We start from the raw sequence: 21,824 nt of genomic DNA, 5'->3' as shown, positions 1-21,824 counted from the left end.
CTTAAAAAAGCCATCTGGACATTGTTTCAGGTGGCTTTTGTGTAGATAGCGGCCAACTGTAGCGAATGGCAACAATGTCTATTGCGAGTTAAAACTACTCTATCTCGCGTCACCCCATCATCAAAGCATGGCAATCCGTTAACAATCAATGCACAACCCGATGACGCTACCGGGCTGAAACAGCGTCACCCACCCCGGTTTACCATATACTTTACATATCTCCAACATTCGAATCAACCACAAAATTATCCGGCAATTCTATCGGCTCCGGCCGCTTCGTATAGATACATAATCTCTTCGTTCCATCTTCTATTAAAATACCTTCCGCCACAAACTGTTTCAACTCCTTACGGGCCATATACTGCGTACAACCATTCAGCCCCTGATACCCCATCGTGGTAATATAAGCATGACGTTCTAGATACCATAACAGACGCCTTTCTTTTTCTTCCTGTGAAAAATCAGTCTTTTTAGGCTCTTTGTAACGCTCCAGAGGAATATTTTTCAGGGCCTTCTTCAGCTTGGCACAACAACGGAAGTTGACATTTTTGAAATGAACCGACTCACTACGCAACTCTTTTTTGTCTTCCACCGGACGCGAACGTAGTGAGACACTGAAATAACCGATCCCGTCCAAATAAACATTATAACCATCCTCCAGTTTTTCCGTCAGCATATCCGCAATCAGACGGACAGCACCCTTCAGATCGCCTCTGCTGTAAGTGGAGCATTTGGAGCCCTCTTCTATCAACGCTTCGGTGTTCAGCGTACCCCAGGGAATAATACGGGGATGCAATACTATTTTTTTACCCGAACCCTTTTTCGGCGGATTCTTCTCCATTTTGTAAACTGCTGTCATACTAGTGTGCTTTTATTGTTCTCCCTATATGCTTTTAATGCAAAAGAAAGGACTCATTAAATAGTTGACCAATGTCAACTATATATTCTACCTTGGTAAAACTTTAATTAGACCTTGGTCAACTATATATTTTACCATGATAGAAATATTTAGAATATAGGACCAAAGGTACAAAAATCCGGTAGAAATACAATAGCTCCCGCTTATCTTTTTAATAGAAGAATTAACCATTATCATCCTGATAAAGATCGACTTCCAAGTGTACCAAACCAGTATTTCGGTAGCTATCTTTGAGCAAAATAATTAAAAAGAAAAGTGATATGAAAGCAACATTATTCAGTGCAAATTTAAAAACACCCAGAGCGATCAGCCTGGAAAGTCTGGCTGAATTAATAAAAGACAGTAGCAAAGCAAAACATATTATTGCTTTGCAGGACGAATTGTGCTATACAATGCCCGGAATAACCGTCAAACAGGCTAAGCGGATACCTGTTATCCATTTTTGCTCCCTCTTAAAAAAGCAAGATGGAAATTTGAAAAGAAACCAATACAACGGACTGGTCCTGCTTAAGGTAAATAATCTGATCAACCTGGATGAAGCAAAGCGTATACGCAATCAGGCCAGCAGTTCGCTTCAGACCCTTATGACGTTTATCGGATCGTGCGGAAAAAGCGTGAAGATCGTTGTCCCTTTTACTTTACCCGACGGAAGTGTGCCGCAGAATGAAGCTCTGGTCCGCTTTTTTCATGCCGAAGCACAAAATCGGGCAAAGGCTTATTACAGCGAACAGCTGCAATGCCCGATCGTATCCGAAGCAAACGACCTCGAAGCTGCCTGCCGCCTTTCCTACGATCCCGATCTTTATTACAATCCGGAAGCTTTACCAATCCGCATCGAACAACCCTGGAAAATGCCGGACAAACAACTTCCCGTTAGACAGGAAACAACTACAGCCGATGCCCTGCAACGCCTGGTTCCCGGCTATGAACGAAGCCGTATTGTTTCACTACTTTTTGAAAATGCTTTGCATAGCACATTGAACACCAGTGGTTTCAGTAATAACGACAAAGATATCAAACCTTTTCTGACCAGTCTGGCAGAAAGCTGTTTCCGCAGTGGTATACCCGAAGAAGATGTAATCAAGTGGCTACCCGTACATTTTCATTTCCGACCTTTTGAAGCGGAGATAAGGACTACTGTACGTAACGTCTACCGGCTTTCATCCGGTTTCGGCATGAAACCTTGTATCCGGCCGGAGCAGTCACTGATTTTCCAGGTAGATGAGTTTATGAAACGGCGATATGAGTTCCGGTATAATGTCCTGAAAGAAGATGTGGAATTCCGGGAAAGAAGATCTTATCATTACAACTTTTTCCCGATCAGCGAACAGGCGCTCAACAGTATCAGTCTGAATGCACAGGAAGAAGGCATTCCGATATGGGATCGGGATGTGAAACGATATGTTTATTCAGACCGCATCCTGCGTTATTCCCCGATCGAACAATATATGCAGCAACTACCGGTTTGGGACGGGACGGATCATATTCGTTCTCTGGCTGATACCTTGCCATGTAACAACCCGGAATGGCGCAATCAATTCTATATATGGTTCCTGAGTATGGTGGCTCATTGGACCGGGTTGGATGAAATGCACGCAAACAGTGCTTCCCCGCTACTGGTCGGTAAACAGGGATGTGGCAAATCCACCTGGTGCCGCAATCTGCTTCCTGCCGAGCTACGGGAATATTATACCGACAGTATTGATTTCAGCAATAAACGTGAAGCGGAACTGTTGCTGAATCGTTTTGCCCTGATCAACATCGACGAGTTCGATTCGGTCAGCCCGTCGCATCAGGCGTTTCTGAAACATATCCTGCAAAAGCCCGTCATCAATGCCCGGCAACCATACAAACGCAGCATTCATCCGCTGAAACGATACGCCTCGTTTATCGCAACTTCCAACAATTCGGACCTTTTAAGCGATCCGACCGGAAGCCGCCGTTTTATCTGTATTGAAATAACCGGCAATATAAACCATAATATATCAGTCAATCACCAGCAATTATATGCACAGGCGGCGATGGCATTACGTAACAACGAACGGTATTGGTTTACCTCCGAAGAAGAAACCGGAATAATCCGGAATAATCATCAATTCCAGCAAACGCCGGTGGAAGAACAACTCTTTTTTCAATATTTCCGTTTACCGGAACCCGGAGAGGAAGGTGAACTACTTCCTGCTGCTGAAATATTGAGACGCATCGAGCAACGGAGTAAAATAAAATCCGGTATTCGCAACATGGCTATGTTCGGTAGAATTTTACTCAAAAATAATGTAGTAAAGAAACATACTAAAACCGGAAATTACTACCACGTAATCGAACTTCCGTAAAACAAAGGGTGACGCTATTTTAACACTCCGGCGTCACCCTATACATCCCTATCCATCAATCAATTAAACAACCAATCACGACTGATGACTCGGCTTTTACTAAAATTTACATAATTAAGGCAAAATCGCTCCAGCTACAAATCTCTCCCAATCAGTTAATAAATATTTACTAACAAAATAGCCTCAAAAATCGTAATAAAGTACATGTATGACTGTTTTCATGACTGTTAATATATGTATCCAATAAAACATAATGCATTGATATTCAGTGTTGTTTATCCTTAAAATCACCTTAGTTCTTTTAGAACTAGGGAGACAAAAAAAGAGTAATAAACACAATTTCACACAGACGTTAAATTACAAGACTTATACATTATATATCATTTTAAACAAAGAAGTGCTTATTCGCCAAAATAACACTTCGGTAATCTAAAAACTATCAATTATGTTGAAAAACTTAAAGCCTGTTAGCTTAGTTCTGATCGCAGGAGCACTCAGTTTCTCCGGAAATGTGTACGCCGATCTGACGCCAAGTAAGCAAAGTACCGGGATTTCCCAGCAAAGCGGGAGACTCACCGGGGTAGTAGAGGATGACTTCGGTCCCGTTGCCGGAGCCTCTATCGTAGTGAAAGGAACCACAAATGGTACAATTACCGACATGGAAGGTAATTTTACTTTGGAAGGTGTACAAAACGGAACAACCATCCAAATTTCATTTATTGGGTATGCCACACAGGAGATCAGGTATACCGGTCAGTCTTCTCTTCGTATAAAGTTGAAAGAAGATTCACAAGCTCTCGACGAAGTGGTTGTTACCGCTTTAGGTATGAAACGCGAAACGAAAGCATTGGGATATGCCGTTACCGAATTAAAAGGTGAAGAACTGCTGAACAACGCGATCAACCCGGTTTCTGCTTTACAAGGTAAAGTGGCAGGGGTTGAAATTGCAGGTTCCGACGGTGGTATGTTCGGTGCCACCAAGATCCAGATTCGTGGTGCTTCTACTCTAGGTAAGAACAACCAGCCTATCTATGTAGTGGATGGCGTTATCTTGGACAATGCCATCAGAGATGGTGATGCAGACTGGACAGCCCACAACTACGACTACGGTAACGAGTTGAAGAACCTGAACCCGGATGATTTTGAAACGGTATCTGTACTGAAAGGTGCGGCCGCTACTGCTCTTTACGGTTCACGTGGTTTGAATGGTGCAGTCGTTATCACTACTAAATCTGGTAAAGGCAAACAAGGTATCGGTGTCAATGTTTCGCAGACTTTCGGTATCGACCACATGTTCAAACAACCTAAATTGCAAAACAAGTATGGTCGCGGACAGTACACCGGTAATGTCGGTTATGGAGAAACCGATGCAAACGGGAATTACTATCTGTATGACAACATCGGACAGTTCAATCTGAACTCTGCAGGAGATCCAACGCTTCGTGATGGAACAGGTCGTCACTGGGGGCCGGCATTCGACGGACGCAATATCGAAAATTATGATTATTCGACTATTGCATACAGCCCGGTTGAGAACAACTTTAAGGATGCGTACAACTTAGGTTTCAACAGCAATACGAATGTTTCAGTAAGTGGTAGTAGCGAGAAAACATCTTTCTACACCTCTCTGTCTTATAAGTATGCCAGCGGTACATTGCCTAACAACAGTTTCGACCGTACGTCATTCCTGGCTAAAGCATCTCATAAGATAACCGACAAAGTAGAAGTAGAAGCATCTATTTCTTTCGCTAACTCGAACCCTAAAAATGCCCAGCCTAATATTGGTGAGTTATTTGTAGACGGAACGTGGGGACGTACTTATGATACGAATTACTTCCGCAAACGTTATAAAGGGTCTCACGGAGGATTGGCCAGTTCTAACTACAGTGACGAGTATGGTAGTAACCCGGGAAGGGATACTTGGTGGAACATCTATGAAAATGATTATTCACAGAAAGAGACATCCGTTCGTCCGACATTAGTGTTGAACGTGGAACTAACCGACTGGATGAAATTTCGCGCCGAAGGTAACTATAACTATTACTACAGACGTTACGAAAGTAAACAACCCGGTACCGGTTATGCGAACACTAATAGCGGATATTATGGAATGGGATTATATTCTAAGGAACAAACCAACCTGAATGCCGCATTCACTTTCAACAAAAGTGTAGGCGATTTTACATTCGGCGGTTTTATCCGTGGTGAATATTTCAATAATATTCAACAGACAATGGCTGAAAATACGAATGGCGGTCTGGTTGTACCTAACCAGTATTTTATAGCTAACTCCATCAATACACCTTCTTACAGTGGTGCAATTGAAGGAGAAAAGAGAATGTTATCATTATCCTTCCAGGCTAGTGCCAGCTGGAAAGATCAGTTATTCCTGGATGTAACCGGACGTAACGACTGGTCTTCTGCTCTGGTTTATTCTGATGCTCATGGTAACTACTCCTATTTCTATCCGTCTGTTTCCGCATCCTGGCTGGCTCACGAAACGTTCCGTGATCAACTTCCTGAATGGATATCTTTTGCCAAACTACGTGGTTCATGGGCACAGGTTGGTAATGATACGGATGCCTATACAATCAACTCGGCTTATTCATTGTTGACTGCCCAATTGCAAGGTGGAACTAATGTGTATGCATTAAGTATTCCGACTACGGCCTATTCAACAAACCTGAAACCGGAACGTAAGAACGCTTGGGAAATCGGTTTGGACTGGCGATTCCTTTCAAACAGAATCGGCATCGATGCTACTTATTATAAGGAAAATACAAAAAACCAGATTATGTCTATCAGTGTTCCAAGTATTTCAGGTATCAGCAGCCAGTATATCAATGCCGGTAATATCGAGAACAAGGGTCTTGAAATAGCATTGAATACAATTCCGTTCAAAAACAAAGATTGGGAATGGGGGTTGAACTTTACCTACACCAAAAACAACAACAAGATCATAGAGTTGCATCCTAACGTAGCCGATTATATCACTTTGAGTGGTGAGGTTGCTTATGGTAACTACCGCGTTGGTTCGGTTGCCAAAGTTGGAGAATCTTATGGTGTATTGATGAGTGACTCTAAACCCAGAATCGATGAAAAAACAGGTCTGCCTGTATTGAATGCGACATCTTATTACGGTGGTGATAGAGGTATGCATGCCATGTATTACCAGCGTAGCGGTGAAGCGGAAGTGATCGGCTCGATGGTTCCTGACTTCCTGGGTTCTGTAAGTACTTCGCTTACTTATAAGAACTGGAGCCTGCGTGCTTTGTTAGATATGCGCTTCGGAGGTTATGTAGCTTCTTACGCAAACCGTTACGGTTTGGCATACGGTTTCACTGAAAGTTCTTTGAAATGGCGTGATTCTGAAAATGGTGGTATGACTTATACCTCTATCTGGGATGGTCAGACTTACCATGATGGTTTAATCCCTGTCGGATTAATCGAAGGCGGAACGTCTATTCCTCTACCGAACGGAACTTCTTATATCGTAGCCGATGGCGGCGAAACGTATCAGGCTTTACATGATAAAGGACTTGTTGACCCGCAACACGCTTCCGCATGGCATTACTGGAATAATGCATGGAGTACGGGTACTGTAAATGACGACTGGGTGAAAAAGTTGAATTATATCGCTTTACGTGAAATCACCGTATCATACAGAATGCCGAACAAGATTGCACACAAACTGGGAGCCCAGCACTTGAATTTATCAGTATCCGGACGTAACCTGGGTTATCTGCTGAATACAATGCCGAATAAGATCAACCCGGAGTCTGTCCGCGGTACATCTGCTTCCGAGTTCCGTATCCGTTCTTTCAACGGTCTGACTGCTAATTACACATTTACTATTAATGTTGGATTCTAAACCTGAAAAAGAAACTTTTAATTAATTAAGACATGAACAATTATCATAATATATTAATGGGATTCGGATTGGGTGTAGCCTTGCTTTGCACCACCGGATGCCGTGACGATTTCGCGGATATCAACTCCAGCCCTTCGCAGGTAACGAAGGCCGAGCCATCCTATTTGTTTGCAAAAGCTGTTATGGATTTCGATCCTTTCGATTATACATTTTGGTTCTACGATGCCCCTATGTTAACGGCATGGAGCCAGATGGCTGTACCTACCGGTAGTTTTGTTGAAAGTACCGCACTGACAACTGTTACAGGTGGTGTAAACTATGTGAATACATTAAAACTGGCACACGAAATTACCTATCTGCGCTCGAACATGAGTGAAGAAGAATCAGCTAAACATGCTGCAACTGCTGCTTGTGTGGATGTTCTCACAGCTTATCTTGCTATTTCAAGCAGCGATATCAATGGTGATATCCAGTTTACGGAAGCCGGTAATGCTCTGCATGGTGGTACGTTGACTCCGGCTTACGACAGAATTGCCGATTTGTATGACCTGTGGTTAAGTCAGTTGAATGCAGCTATCACGACATTTACAACGGCTACGGATCAGATTTTCACAAGCAATCAGGATATCGTTTACAGAGGCGATCTGGCAAAGTGGGCTAAAATGGCTAACTCTTTGAAACTAAGAATTGCCGCCCGCCTGATACATCAAGATAAAGCGAAAGCGCTGACAATCGCTTCGGAAGTAGCAAATGCCTCCTGTGGCTATATCGATTCACTGGAAGATGCCATGTTGTTTAATAAAAGTGTTGTAAACTCAAGCAGTGATGATTATATCTATCACTGGAGCAATGGCTTTATGGATGGAAGAGCATCCAGCCAGCGTGTAGTAGACTTCATGCTTAAAAACAAGGACCCGCGCGTTCGTTTCTGTTACCGGAAAAACGATTGGAACTCGACAATCATTCAGGAATTCTACAATCAGGGGAAAGCTATCCCTTCTTATATTGAAGAAAACGTTGAATACACTACAGATGCCAGCGGAAAGAAAACATTTGTAAGATGGAAAGGATTAGGCGAACCTTGGGTACGTTATGAAGGTCTTCCGGTTGAATATAATGCTGCCAATAATTCGGCTGTCTACGGTGAATGGTTTGATTATAGTAACCGTTATCAAATTACCGATGCAAACGGTCAAAGTGCAAAATCATATCGTCCATACTCTTTGTATCAACATATGATGGTGATCGGACGTTATTACACCTTTACCCTGCCGACAGTTCCGGGAGGTCCGGTAATCACCAGAACAGAAAACCGTCCCTGGTACGGAATGTATCTGGGTGGTAGTGAAGTAAACCTGTATCTGGCAGAGTTCAAGTTGTTAGGAGCTAATTTACCTGGTACAGCAGAAGATTATTTCAAAAAAGGTATCAGACTGTCTGTTCAGGAATATGACAAAACAGCCGGACTAAATCAGATACCTTATTACGGAACAACTTACGATTATGATCCGAACGAAGTTTCTATCGAACTGAAAGACGGTGAAATCGACGCCATGTTGGCTTCTCCCGATTACAACCTGACCGGTTCTACCAGCGACCAATTGGAAAAAGTCTATTTACAGCAAATGATACATTTCATCATGTATCCTTACGATCAGTTTGTAACTGCCCGTCGTTCCGGTTTACCTAAATTCAACTCACAATTGATCAGCCGTGAGAATTACAGTGCTATTCCTGTTACCAACTTCCCGCGTCGTTTCCAGACAGGTGTACCTAATGAAACGAGCCAGTTGTATCAGATTCAAAGGGATGCTTATGCAGCACAAGGTTATACCATTACCGGTGCCGGAGATGCAAATACATCTATTTTGAACACTGAACGCACATGGCAGGATCAGGGAGCTCCACAATGGGGAGAAGGTCCGAAAAATTAATTTGATTTATTAATAACCACAAAGAGTAGTTGCTTAAGAAGCAACTACTCTTTCACACATTCTACCACAATGAGAACATACCTGCTAATCACCATCCTGTGCTGTATAGCAACTGTAGGCAGTGCTAATGCACAAAAGAAACGTCAGATGCTTTTCGAAGACTATTCGAAAGGTGTGGTGTTAATGAAGAACAACTCCAAGACTCCTGCAGAGCTCAATTATGATGCCGGCAATCAGAAGATGATGTTCAAAAACGGTTCGGAAGAAATGCTCCTGACCAACATTGCCCAGATTGATACGGTTTATATTGGAAATTCCAAATTCATTCCGACCGGATCGAGTTATTATGAGATTATACAGATCCCGAATGGTCTTATCGGTGTAAACTGGTTGTTGAAGAATGCTTCCCAGGGATATAAAAATGCTTTCGGCGTAACTCAGCAGGCTAAAGTGGAAAGTTTAAACACTAACCAGTTGAATTACGGGGTTTACGAAAATCAATATACAGAAGTAAACAAACTCGCCAATCAAAATGAATATTGTATATTTCGTGATGGTACCCCTCTCAAATTTAAGAATAAAAAATCGTTACTAAAGCTCTTTCCCGGCAAAGAGAACCTCATCGAAACTTATATCAAAGAAAAGAAGACAGACATGAAGAATCCGAAAGATGTCATCACATTAGTCAATTATTGCCTGGGATTATAAATGAGAAGGTGGTGTGTCAAAAATAAGTCTACAATATTTTGCGTATTCTGCATCATCGGCATTCAGTAATAAGATTTGGCACACCACTTTTTCTCTAAATATTTCTTCTTTACCAACCTAACTCTATATATAAGTAAATCAAGTCGGCAACATTCCTTCCCTTTTAAGTCGGCTAATCAATAGTAGTATGTGTTTACTTAAATTCACATAAATGGAATTAAATCACTCAATTCTTCAATAAAATCGAAGCCATTAATTAATATTTCCTAATAATTTGACTGATTGAATCGTCATATAATGCCTTTTCTTGCCTGATAAAATAGTTAATTATCGTATTGCAAAAACTGTAATAATCAATATATCAGCATATTGCATTTGTTAAATGTACAGAGTTCTTTTAGAACTAAGTAATAACGCCAACTGAAAATACGCCAAGTTCTAAATAATTCTTATGAATTATATCCAAAGCTAGTATTAAAGACTCTTGTTTCGCCAAAACAGTGTCTATTTATGTTCTAATAAAACCATCAATTATGTTGAAAAACTTTAAGCCTGTAAGCTTAGTTCTGATCGCTGGTGCATTAAGTTTCCCTATGGGTGTTTATGCAGACCTGCTACCAGCTAGGCCTGGTACCGCTATTTCCCAACAAGACGGGAAAGTCACAGGTACAGTTGAAGATGATTTCGGCCCTGTAGCTGGAGCATCAGTAGTTGTTAAAGGAACAACCAATGGTAATATTACCGATATGGACGGTAATTTTACATTGGAAGGTGTAAAGAACGGAGATGTTATTCAAATTTCTTTTATTGGTTACACTACTCAGGAAATTAAGTACACCGGTCAAGCTTCTCTCTCTGTTAAATTATCGGAAGATACTCAAAAGCTGGACGAGGTAGTTGTAACGGCTTTGGGTATGAAACGTTCGGAAAAGTCCCTGGGGTATGCGATGAAAGAGATGAAAGGGGATGAATTGAATGCCAATCTGATTAATCCTGTAGCTGCTTTGCAGGGTAAGGTTGCTGGTGTTGAAATCTCTGGGTCAGACGGTGGAATGTTTGGTTCTACAAAGATTTTGATTCGTGGTGTGTCTACATTAGGTAAGAACAATCAGCCTATCTATGTTGTAGACGGTGTTATTATGGATAACTCTATTAAAGAAGGTAATCCGGACTGGGATGGAAATAGTAATGACTATGGTAATGAACTGAAGAATTTGAATCCTGATGATTTCGAATCTGTTTCTGTGTTGAAAGGTGCAGCAGCAACAGCTTTGTATGGTTCTCGGGGGTTAAATGGTGCCGTTGTTATAACTACGAAATCCGGGAAATCCGGGAAAGGTTTGGGAATAGAAGTCTCTCAGACATTTGGTGTTGATGCGGTAACTTCTACTCCTAATCTTCAGAATGAATTCGGTAACGGTACAATTTCCGGTTTTGTGGGTTATGGAGATAAAGATGCTAACGGCAACTATTATATTTATGATAACCATAATCAGTTCCCAACAAATAACGGAATCCATAGTTTGATTCCTGATGAGGGGATGAGTTTCGGGCCGGCTTTTGATGGAAGTGATATTGAATATTACGATGGATCTATCCGTCCTTACAGTCCGGTAAAGAATAATTTTAAAAAGGCTTATAAGAAAGGTTTCAATTCAAATACGAATGTGGCTATTAGCGGTGGAAACGATAAAACGACATTCTATACATCTCTTTCTTATAAATATGCAGACGGTACTGTACCTAATAATAGTTTCCAACGTATATCCTTTTTGGGAAAAGCATCTCATAAAATTACTGAGAAAATAAAGTTAGATGCCAGCATGGCGTTTGCTAATTCCACTCCGAAGAATAGCCCGATCAATATCGGTGAAAATTTCGTGAACGGAACATGGGGAAGAATGTATGATCCTACAACTGCAAAAGATAAATATAAAGGATCTCATGGTGGACAAGCTGATTCTAAATATGGTGATCCTTACGGTGTTTATCCTGGTTTAGGAACTTGGTGGAATATTTACGAAAATGATTATACTAAGAAAGAAACATCAGTTCGTCCGACTATCAAATTGAATATCGATATTCTTGACTGGTTAAAGTTTAATACGGAAGCAAATTATAATTATTACTACACTCGTTTTGAAAATAAACAACCAGGTGCCGGGTATGCAAATGAAGGTGGTAAGTATGAAATGGGCTTATACACAAAAGAACAGACAAATCTTAATGCCAATTTTTTAGTTAACAAAACAGTAGGCGATTGGTCTTTCAATGGTTTTTTACGTGGTGAGTATTACCATAATTTTGTTCAGGAACAAACAATGAATACAGAGGGTGGTTTGATTGTTCCTAACCAATTCTTTATTGCAAATTCAAAACAAACTCCGAATTATACAGCAAAAATATCAGGGACAAAGACCATGTTATCAGTTGCTTTTCAAGCTGGTGTTAGTTGGAGAGATCAGGTCTTTTTGGATGTAACCGGGCGTAATGACTGGTCTTCTGCTCTGGTTTACAGCGATACTCACGGGACATATTCTTATTTTTACCCTTCTGTAAATGGTTCATGGTTGATCAGTTCGACTTATAGAGATCAGTTACCAGATTGGGTTTCATTTGCAAAAATCCGTGGTTCATGGGCGCAAGTAGGTAACGATACGAGTCCTTATACTATTAATACTGCTTATTCATTGAATACTTCAACTACTGCAAATGGTAATTATTATGGATTATCTGTTCCTTCTTCTACTTATGATCAGAATTTGAAACCTGAACGTAAGAATGCTTGGGAAATCGGTATTGATTGGCGTTTTATAGATAATCGGATTGGAATCGATGCTACTTATTATAAAGAAAATACAAAGAACCAGATCATGAGTATTGCTGTACCTTCTGTATCAGGTATCAGTAATCAATTGATCAATGCAGGTAACATTCAGAACCAAGGTATTGAATTAGCATTAAATACAGTACCTTTTAGAAACAAAGACTGGGAGTGGACTTTGGATTTCACTTGGACAAAGAATATGAACAAGATCATTTCTTTACATGAAAATGTTGCAGACTATATTTCATTAAATGGAGATATAGGCTATGGTAATTATCGTGTAGGTTCTGTGGCAAAAGTAGGTTCTGCTTATGGTTTGTTGCTTACTGATAGTGGATTAAAGTATGATGAAGAATCTGGTTTACCGGTATTGGCTTGGAGAGATTCAAATAGAGGTTCTCACTACTTACGTAATGAGGCTGAAATACAAGAAGTAGGGTCTATGTTGCCGGACTTTTTAGGTTCTGTATCAACAGGTTTGAAATATAAGAATTGGGCCTTGAGTGTGTCTTTGGATATGCGTTTCGGTGGTTATGTAGCTTCTTATAATTCACGCTATGGTACTGCATATGGTTTTACTGAAAATTCTTTGAAAAATGCTCCGGGGCATGGTGGTGTTACATGGACTTCTAAATTTGATGGTAAAACGTATCATGATGGTATAATTCCCGAAGGTATTCTTCCTTCAGGAACAGCAATTACACAACCTGATGGTAGCGTTTATACTGTTGGAGGCAGTGGCCTTTCTTCTGCAGGTGAATCTTATCAGGACCTGGTTAATAAAGGAGTTATCGAACCAACTCACGCTTCAGCCTGGTTATATAGAAATAATGCCTGGACAATGGCTGGACGTAACTATGGCGTAGTTAACGACGACTGGATAAAGAAATTGAATTATATTGCATTACGTGATATCTCTTTAAGCTATCGTATGCCCTCAAATATCTGTGATAAACTTAAAGCTAAACATGTGAATTTGATTCTAAGTGGCCATAACTTGGGGTATTTACTGAACACAATGCCTAGTGGTGAGAATCCGGAATCTATATCTGGTACAGCAGCAGCAGAGTTTCGCGTACGTTCATATACAGGTGTAACCTCCAGCTTTACATTTACTGTAAATGTAGGTTTCTAAGTATAAATATAAGTAATAACTATTTTTAATTGATTACAACATGAAAAAATATAAAGCATTATTAGCTGCAACATTAGCGGGTATCTCTTTGCTATGTACAAGTTGTAGGGATGATTTTGCAGATGTAAATCAAGATCCCTCTTCCATTACAGAAGGTAATCCTGGCTATTTGTTTGCACAAGGAGTTCTGGATTTTGAACCCTCGGATTATACTTATTGGTTCTACAATGCCTCTGAAATTTATCAGTGGATACAAACTGCTGTTTCTACAGGTGGGGTTACATCTAGTATTGCAGATGGAGCCTCTTTCCAGGGTTTCAAAAGTATTAAGGTTTTGAAATATGTAAATGAGGTGAAATATGTTCGTTCAACAATGAGTCCTGAAGAAAGTGCTCAGTATGAACAATACGCTGCAGCATTGGATGTGTTATGTATCTATATGGGCATTTACGACTCAGACTTTATTGGAAATATACCTTATACGGAAGCCGCACAAGCTGCACACGGTGGTACATTGACTCCTAAATATGACTCCATTCAGGAACTGTATGATCTTTGGTTGACAACATTAGACAATGCTATAAAAAGTTTTACAACTTCATCTGATCAAATTTTTGTCTCATCACAAGATGTGGTTTACAATGGAAAGATGGATAAATGGGCGAAGCTCGCAAACTCAGTGAAGTTAAAAATAGCAGCTCGACTGATCTCTAAAGATAAGACGAGAGCATTAAAAATAGCAGAAGAGGTGGTAAATGCTTCTTGTGGCGTTCTTGATGGAGCTGAAGATGATTTCTTATTCAATAAGGCTACTCATAACAGTTCCAGCAATGATTATGCGTATCACTGGAGTAATGGTGTATTGCAGTCGGTGGGTGCTTCTCAATCTGTTATTGATTTCATGATTGATAATCGTGATCCTCGTGTTCGTTTTGTTTTCACGAAGAACTCATGGAATTCAAAAGTCGTTCAGTTGTTCTTTGATGCTAAACGAGAAAAAGATGTTCCTAAATATATTATGGATAATGTTGATTATGAAGTAGGAACAGATGGCATTTACAAATTTAAAGCATGGAAAGGTGCCGGTGAACCTTGGGTACGTTATTATGGTTTGCCGTTGGCATTTAATGCAGGGCAGCAAGCCGGAACTTATGGAGATTGGTTCAATTATGATATTAATTGTAAATATGATGAAACTCATACTTACAGACCATATTCAATGTATAATCAGGAAATGATCTATGGCCGTGTTGATTTTACATATCCTACTTGTCCGAATGATCCGGTTATTCAGGATGTCGAAGACCAGCCTTGGTATGGTATGTATATGACAACAGCTGAAGTTAATTTATATTTGGCAGAATTTAAACTGTTAGGTGCTGCGCTACCTCAGGAAGCTAATCATTATTTCTCTAAGGCTGTTCGTGCTTCTGTTGAAGAATATGATTATTTAGCAAGTAAGAATAAAATTCCTTATTATGGAACAACTTATGGTTATGACTCAAATGAAAAAACTATCGATTTGAAAGATGGTGAAATTGACACAATGATGTCAAAAGATGCATGTAAGTTGACTGGAGATAAAGCAACGGATTTGGAGAAAGTTTATATTCAGCAGATTCTGCACTTCTTTATGTCACCGATCGATCAGTATACAACCGCCCGTCGTTCTGGTGTTCCTAAAATTGGGTCTAATATATTCAATCGTGTAGATTATAGTCAGGTTCCTGTATCCTCCATTCCTCGTCGTATGGCTTTGAGTGCTCCATCACCCACAGATTTGATGTATGATGTTCTGATACAGTCATATAAAGACCAGGGATATACTGTAGGTTCTGGTACTATTTTGAATTCTGAACGTGTATGGCAAGATCAAGGAGCTCCTCAGTGGGGTGCTGGTCCAGCTCTTTAATAGCTAACTAAATAAGAAAAAGGATAGGATCATGAGTTTTTCGACAATGGTCTTGTCCTTTTTTCTATATTAATATTGTCTTTTAATAACTCGCAACATGAAAAATATATTTTTATTAGTAGTCTTTTTATTCAGCTCTTCTTGTTTTGATGTGAATTCAGTATCGGCTGAAAATGATTTTTCGCCTATTGCGGTAGAAGTAGTTAGTGGTGGTTACGTCAATTTAGGTGTATTGACAACTGTTTATGCGGATGCAAAGATTAATTCATTTACTGTAACTGTTCCAAAACCCAATGAACAAGTGTTGTCCTGTGCTCCTAATTTCGCTTGGACAGATTTAGGTAGCACATTAGTAATTACGGGTAATTTGGATGATATTGGTCTATTAAACAGGCCCTCAGGTACGGTTGTTCATTTTGAAATAGGTGTAAGAATGAATAATGGACAAATAGGCGTTTACCAAGTAAAGGTAATAGCTCGATAATCTTTTCTAAGAAACTTATAAAGAAAATGTGTCAAAAAGTCATTACGGATGTCGATGACGCAGAAAATTTTGAATTATTATATCATAATCAAGATAGTCTGCGTTTTCTAAAATGGGTTTTGACACATTTATATTAATACAGATGATTATATATTCGATGAATAAGTTATAATGGAATCTAATCGATTTTCGTCTGAATAACTTTTTCTAGTTGTTCTGCTTTACCTTTTCTATTTTATAATATGTGACTAAAAAGAAAAAAAAGTTATTATCGGATTATGATGAATCCTAAATTGCTATCACTGATCTTTTATGATTTACTGGGAATGTCTGCTTTTCAAGTGTTATTTTGTTATGCCTAATTTCTTGTTTCATTAATGTTAATCTTGCAACAACTCCTGTTTTTTTCTGTTTCAATTACCAAATGACGTTGGTTTGCGCCAAACACATTTAGTCTAATAAATTAAACAAAAAACATCAGTATGTTGAAAAGATTCAAATCTGTCAGCATGATTCTCCTGGCGGGCGCGTTGGGCTTTACCGGAAACGCTTATGCCGATCCGAATACCGGGAATCCTGCTATTGACATTTCCCAACAGGATACGAAAGTTACGGGAGTAGTTGAAGATGAGTTCGGACCCGTTGCAGGGGCTTCTGTTGTAATAAAAGGAACCACTAACGGTACGATGACCGATATGGACGGTCACTTCACACTAGAAGGCGTAAAGAAAGGAGACATTATCCAAATCTCTTTCATGGGTTTTGCCACACAAGATATTCCTTACACCGGACAGACCACCCTGAATGTAAAAATGCAGGAAGATACGCAGAAACTCGATGAAGTCGTTGTTACGGCATTGGGTATGAAGCGTGACAAGAAAGCATTAGGTTACGCTATGCAGGAGTTGAAAGGGGATGAATTGCTGTCCTCCCGTGAACCTAACCTTGCCAACTCCTTATCAGGTAAGGTTTCCGGTTTGCAGATCGTCCGTTCCAGTAACGGGGTAGGGGGATCGTCGAAGATCGTACTCCGTGGTAACAGTTCGCTGACCGGTAGCAATCAGCCGTTGATTGTGGTCGATGGGACGCCGATGGATAACTTCACCGGTGGGGTAGATGATGTATGGGGTAACTCCGGTGCCGATATGGGTAACGGGCTTTCGGATATCAACCCCGAAGATATCGAGTCGATGACGGTATTGAAAGGAGCTTCGGCGGCCGCTCTGTACGGGTCACGTGCCGGTAACGGGGTGATACTTATCACGACCAAGTCGGGAAAGAAGAACGAGGGGATAGGGATTACGGTGAATGCCGGCATCACTACCGAGTCGATCTTCCTGAAACCGGATATGCAGAACAGCTTCGGACAAGGTTCGGTCGGCGCTTATGACAACCAGTCGCGCCTGAGCTGGGGGCCGAAAGCCGAAGGACAAATGGTTACCGACTGGCTGGGCCGTCAGGTGCCTTTGCAGACATACGATAATATCGATGCTTTCTTCCGTACTGGGACTTCTTTCAATGAAGGAGTCAGTTTCCAGCAGAATATAAAGGGTACCTCTGTGTTTACCTCTATCAACCGTTCGGACGATGCTGGGATTACGCCAGAGTCGAAGCTGAACAAGACGAATATCACTTTGCGTGCCACTACTTTCCTGGATGAAGCGGAGAAGTGGAAGATCGACGCTAAAGTGAACTATATCAATATGAATGCCCACAACCGTCCGATCCAGGGTGTCAACCCTTCGAATGCATTCAACACTATTTATAACTTGCCACGTTCGCTGAATGTGAAGGAGTTTAAGAACAGTGTCGACGAAGAGGGCAACATGATCTGGTGGGACGCTTCCAAGAATCCGCAGGAGAACCCCTACTGGGTAACCAAGTACCGTCAGAATAACGATACCCGTAACCGTCTGTTAGGTAACGTCGCTTTGAAATATGCGCCCACCAACTGGTTCGACATCGAACTGAGAGGCGGTACCGACTATTATACAACTACCAAAAACGAAAAAGTATACGCCGGCGGTAACACATCGCCCCGAGGCCTATACAACGAAGGTTCGGAAACATTCTACGAAAATAACTACAGCTTCCTGGCCACAGCCCGTAAAGATAACCTGATCGACCGTCTGGGTGGTTTCGTTACTTTCGGGGGTAACCTGATGATGCAGAAAAGAACCAAGATGAACGCTTCGGCAGGCGAATTGCTGGTGCCGAACCTTTTCTCCCTGAACAACGGAGTTAACAAACCGACCGTCACTTCCGAACTGATCCGCCGTAAGATGAATTCACTCTACGGATCCTTGCAGTTGAACTGGGACGGCTATCTCTTCCTGGATGTTACGGCACGTAATGACTGGTCGTCCACCATGTCGAAAGCAAACCGTTCTTATTTCTATCCTTCCGTTAGTTTATCCGCAGTAATCTCCGATATGCTTCCGAAGATTGGCGGTTCAATGCCCGAATGGTTCACCTTTGCCAAGGTAAGAGCTTCTTTTGCAGAGGTTGGTAACGACCTCGACCCTTATCAACTGTACAATAACTTTACGGTGGGCAAGGATGAGAATGGCAACACGACCGCCGCACCGGGCAATGTCCTTTTCGACTCGACTGTACGCAGTGAGCTGATCAAATCATGGGAAGCCGGTTTCGACGTCCGCTTCTTCAACAACCGCTTGGGATTGGATGCGGCCTGGTATAAAACCAACGCTACCCGCCAGTTGCTGAACCTGCCGATGGATCCCTTCTCCGGCTATAGTTCGCGCAAGGTGAATGCCGGTAATATCCAGAACGAAGGGGTTGAAGTCTCCCTGAACGGTGCGATCCTCGACAACCCGAAAGGCTTGAATTGGAACGCCACGGCACAGTTCTCCCTGAACCGCAACAAGATCATCGACCTCTATCCGGGTGTCACCCTCTATGATATCAAGACCCTCGATGCGATCCAGATCGTAGCCGTGCAGGGCAGTTACTATGGCGACATCTACGGCCAGACTTTCCAAAGGGTAGAGGATAAGAACAGTCCTTATTACGGACAGCAGATCGTTGGCGAGGACGGGCTTCCGCTCATCACGACCAATAAGTCGAAAGTAGGTAACCAGAGTCCCGACTGGATGCTGGGTCTTACCAACAACTTCGCTTACAAAGGTTTCAACCTGAGCTTCCTGATCGACTTCCGCATCGGCGGTGATCTTTATTCGGCCACTGCTTCCAATCTTTATTCACGCGGTAATGCCGCAGGAACGGTGGTAAACGGCGGACGCGAAAGCTTTGTCGTTCCGAACTCTGTCGTGCAGACTCCCGACGGGTATAAGGAAAACACCGTTGCCGTGACTCCGCAGAACTACTGGGAACGTATCGGTTCGACCGGTAATTACGGTCTGCCGGAAATGTACACCTACGACGCCACGAATATCCGTTTGCGTAACATCACTCTCGGTTACGATTTCAACCGGGCGATGCTGAAAAAGACACCATTCCAGCGTTTGCGTCTGTCTGCAACCTGTAATAATGTTTGGATGATCCATTACAACCTGCCGGGTATCGACCCTGAATCGGTTTCGGCAACGAATACGAATGCGACAGGGTTCGAGAATGGAGCTGCACCGACCAGCCGTTCATTTACATTTAATGTAACGGTAGGTTTCTAATTATCAACAACTAAGAACAAATAAAGATGAATACAAAGAATATATTACTGGCAGGCTTGTTCTCATTAACTGCTTTGTTTTCCTCCTGTAACGATTTTACGGAGATAAATGAAGACCCTAACCAGGTGGGCGAAAGCAAAGTGAAGCCTGAATGGTTCCTCAATGGCTCCATCATCGGGGCACAGATGAACCCGGAGATTGCCGAACGTATCTTCATTGCCGAATGGAACCGTGCCGCCCGCTTCAACCGGGGTAGTGGTTTCACCATCGGAACGGACAACAATGACTACATCACCCTCTATCTCAGTAACTCTTATGCGGTAGGTTGGCTCAACAAGGCCACCAAAGCCATCGAGCTCGGAGAAAAGAAGGTGGCCGAAGGGGAAGCCGAACAATATCCTTATTATAAGAATGTGATACAGATGGCCCGTATCTGGCGTGCTTACCTGAATGCAGAGGTCAGCGACGGTTTCGGCCCGATCCCGGCTCTGTCCGCCTTCACCGGTGTTCCGGCCGAATACGACAGTGTCGAAGCGATCTACGGATTTATACTTAGTGAACTGAAAGAAGCCGAAGCGGCTCTCGACCCCTCGATCGATATGTCGGACATGACCGGAGAAGATGCATTCTATGCCGGAAATATCAATGCCTGGAAGAAATATGCCAACTCCCTGCGTATGCGTTATGCCATGCGTATCTCCGACGTCTCGCCCGCACTGGCAAAGACCGAGTTTGAAGATGCAGCCGGCAAGACCTTTATTGCTACCCTGGACGATATGGCTGCCGTACAGGAAAAAGACGGGTGGGGCGACCTGACCGGCGTTATGTCGCGTACCTGGAATGCACAGCCGATGTCGGTGACGTTCAAGAACCTCGTTGTCGGTCTGGGAAGTACGGAATTTCCCGTGCCCGACTCCCTGAAGAGCCATCTGAAGAATCCGCACGATTATATGGGATTGTATCTCTCGAAACATTTCCCGCTGAATACGAATGATCCGTGTGCCGGATTCTATTTCGACGGTATTCCCCAGTATGTCGATCCGCGTGCACCGAAACTGTTCAGTGTAGTAGGCTGGAACGACGGTATTGTCTATCCCGATTATATCGGTTCGGCCAGCAGCGTAACGACTGTCAACCTGATGGATCCTTCCGATAATTCGAAACCGATGCTTTCCATCGACCCTAAATATACCTGGGGAACATGGGTGGCCGGTGAATGGAATGACCTGGCCGGTCTGGTCAGCGAACTGACCGGGAAGAACTACAACTATCCTTCCATCGCCAAGCAATATCGTATGAATACGATGAAACGCGTATTCTTCGGCCCCTGGGAAAGCTACTTCCTGATGGCGGAAGCCGCTGTCAAAGGATGGACTGTACCGGGTACGGCCAAGTCGAATTATGAGAACGGTATCACCGTTAGCTTCCAGTATCATGGTGTGGAAAGTGAAGTCGCCCAATATCTGGCTTCAACGGATTACAACCGGGTAGGTACTTCCGTCAGCTTCGATCATACAACGGAAGCCCAACCCTATACTGTCAATTATGTAGATCCTTACACGAAGGAGAATAAGACGATGACATATACCTATCCGAAGAATTCAATCTACCGGGGTGGTTCTTACAACAACGATGCATTGACAAAGATCATCACCCAGAAATACATCGCACAGGTACCCTGGTTACCCGAAGAAGCATGGAGCGACCACCGTCGTCTCGGCTTGCCTTTCTTTGAAAACCAGGCAGTAGAGAAAGACTACAACCCATTGAACCAGGTTCCGCTGACAATGGCAACCGCCAAGGAATGCCGTCTCGAGTTCTATCCGAAACGCTACCGCTATCCGGCCAATATCCAGACCAATAACCTGGAAGGCTACCAGAAAGCATTAGAGCTTTTGGGCGGAGCCGACCTGACGACTACACCTTTATGGTGGAATTTGAAATAAGAACGCCTTCTGAAAGGGCGGTACACAGCCGCCCTTTCTTATATCCCCTCCCTTATAAACCAAATCTTAAACGCCTCTGTTTTATATATAAAGTATGACAACCAA

10 protein-coding genes are annotated in these 21,824 nt (G+C 42.3%); 9 read left to right on the top strand and 1 reads right to left on the bottom strand.

The annotated features are described in order from the left end of the window. Positions 1–211 precede the first annotated feature (211 nt). On the bottom strand, positions 212–859 hold the full coding sequence (locus tag HMPREF1212_RS14140) for an HU family DNA-binding protein (RefSeq protein WP_046149792.1): 648 nt from the start codon (positions 857–859) through the stop codon (positions 212–214). A 320-nt stretch (positions 860–1,179) separates the two neighbouring features. On the opposite strand from HMPREF1212_RS14140, the gene HMPREF1212_RS14135 reads away from it, so the two are divergent. The 9 genes from HMPREF1212_RS14135 to HMPREF1212_RS14095 all read left to right on the top strand — a co-directional run bounded on the left by HMPREF1212_RS14135 (position 1,180) and on the right by HMPREF1212_RS14095 (position 21,719). Next, positions 1,180–3,252, top strand: a complete 2,073-nt coding sequence (locus tag HMPREF1212_RS14135) for a VapE domain-containing protein (protein ID WP_046149791.1) — start codon at positions 1,180–1,182, stop codon at positions 3,250–3,252. A gap of 445 nt (positions 3,253–3,697) precedes the next feature. Further along, a complete protein-coding gene (locus HMPREF1212_RS14130; RefSeq protein ID WP_046149790.1) occupies positions 3,698–7,123 on the top strand; it encodes a SusC/RagA family TonB-linked outer membrane protein in 3,426 nt (1,141 codons plus the stop codon). Positions 7,124–7,155: 32 nt separating this feature from the next. Continuing rightward, entirely contained in the window at positions 7,156–9,057 is a 1,902-nt protein-coding gene (locus HMPREF1212_RS14125) for a SusD/RagB family nutrient-binding outer membrane lipoprotein (protein ID WP_046149789.1), read from the top strand. A 69-nt stretch (positions 9,058–9,126) separates the two neighbouring features. Continuing rightward, a complete protein-coding gene (locus tag HMPREF1212_RS14120) occupies positions 9,127–9,765 on the top strand; it encodes a hypothetical protein (protein WP_028726849.1) in 639 nt (212 codons plus the stop codon). Between the two features lie 533 nt (positions 9,766–10,298). Next, entirely contained in the window at positions 10,299–13,727 is a 3,429-nt protein-coding gene (locus HMPREF1212_RS14115) for a SusC/RagA family TonB-linked outer membrane protein (protein ID WP_046149788.1), read from the top strand. Positions 13,728–13,767: 40 nt separating this feature from the next. After that, positions 13,768–15,639, top strand: coding sequence for a SusD/RagB family nutrient-binding outer membrane lipoprotein (locus HMPREF1212_RS14110; protein WP_028726847.1), 1,872 nt, complete (start codon positions 13,768–13,770; stop codon positions 15,637–15,639). A gap of 97 nt (positions 15,640–15,736) precedes the next feature. After that, positions 15,737–16,123, top strand: a complete 387-nt coding sequence (locus HMPREF1212_RS14105; protein ID WP_028726846.1) for a hypothetical protein — start codon at positions 15,737–15,739, stop codon at positions 16,121–16,123. Between the two features lie 482 nt (positions 16,124–16,605). Beyond that, positions 16,606–19,773 carry a SusC/RagA family TonB-linked outer membrane protein gene (locus tag HMPREF1212_RS14100; RefSeq protein ID WP_046149787.1) on the top strand — a complete coding sequence of 1,056 codons (3,168 nt, stop codon included), beginning with the start codon at positions 16,606–16,608 and terminating at the stop codon, positions 19,771–19,773. Positions 19,774–19,799: 26 nt separating this feature from the next. Next, complete coding sequence (locus tag HMPREF1212_RS14095; RefSeq protein WP_046149786.1) at positions 19,800–21,719, top strand: SusD/RagB family nutrient-binding outer membrane lipoprotein; 1,920 nt, start codon at positions 19,800–19,802, stop codon at positions 21,717–21,719. Positions 21,720–21,824: the final 105 nt, after the last annotated feature.

The organism is Parabacteroides sp. HGS0025 (assembly GCF_000969845.1).
In the GTDB taxonomy this organism is placed as follows: Bacteria; Bacteroidota; Bacteroidia; order Bacteroidales; family Tannerellaceae; genus Parabacteroides; species Parabacteroides gordonii.
The sequence above is the reverse complement of the archived record's forward strand: the minus strand, read 5'-3'. Positions and strand labels throughout refer to the sequence as shown.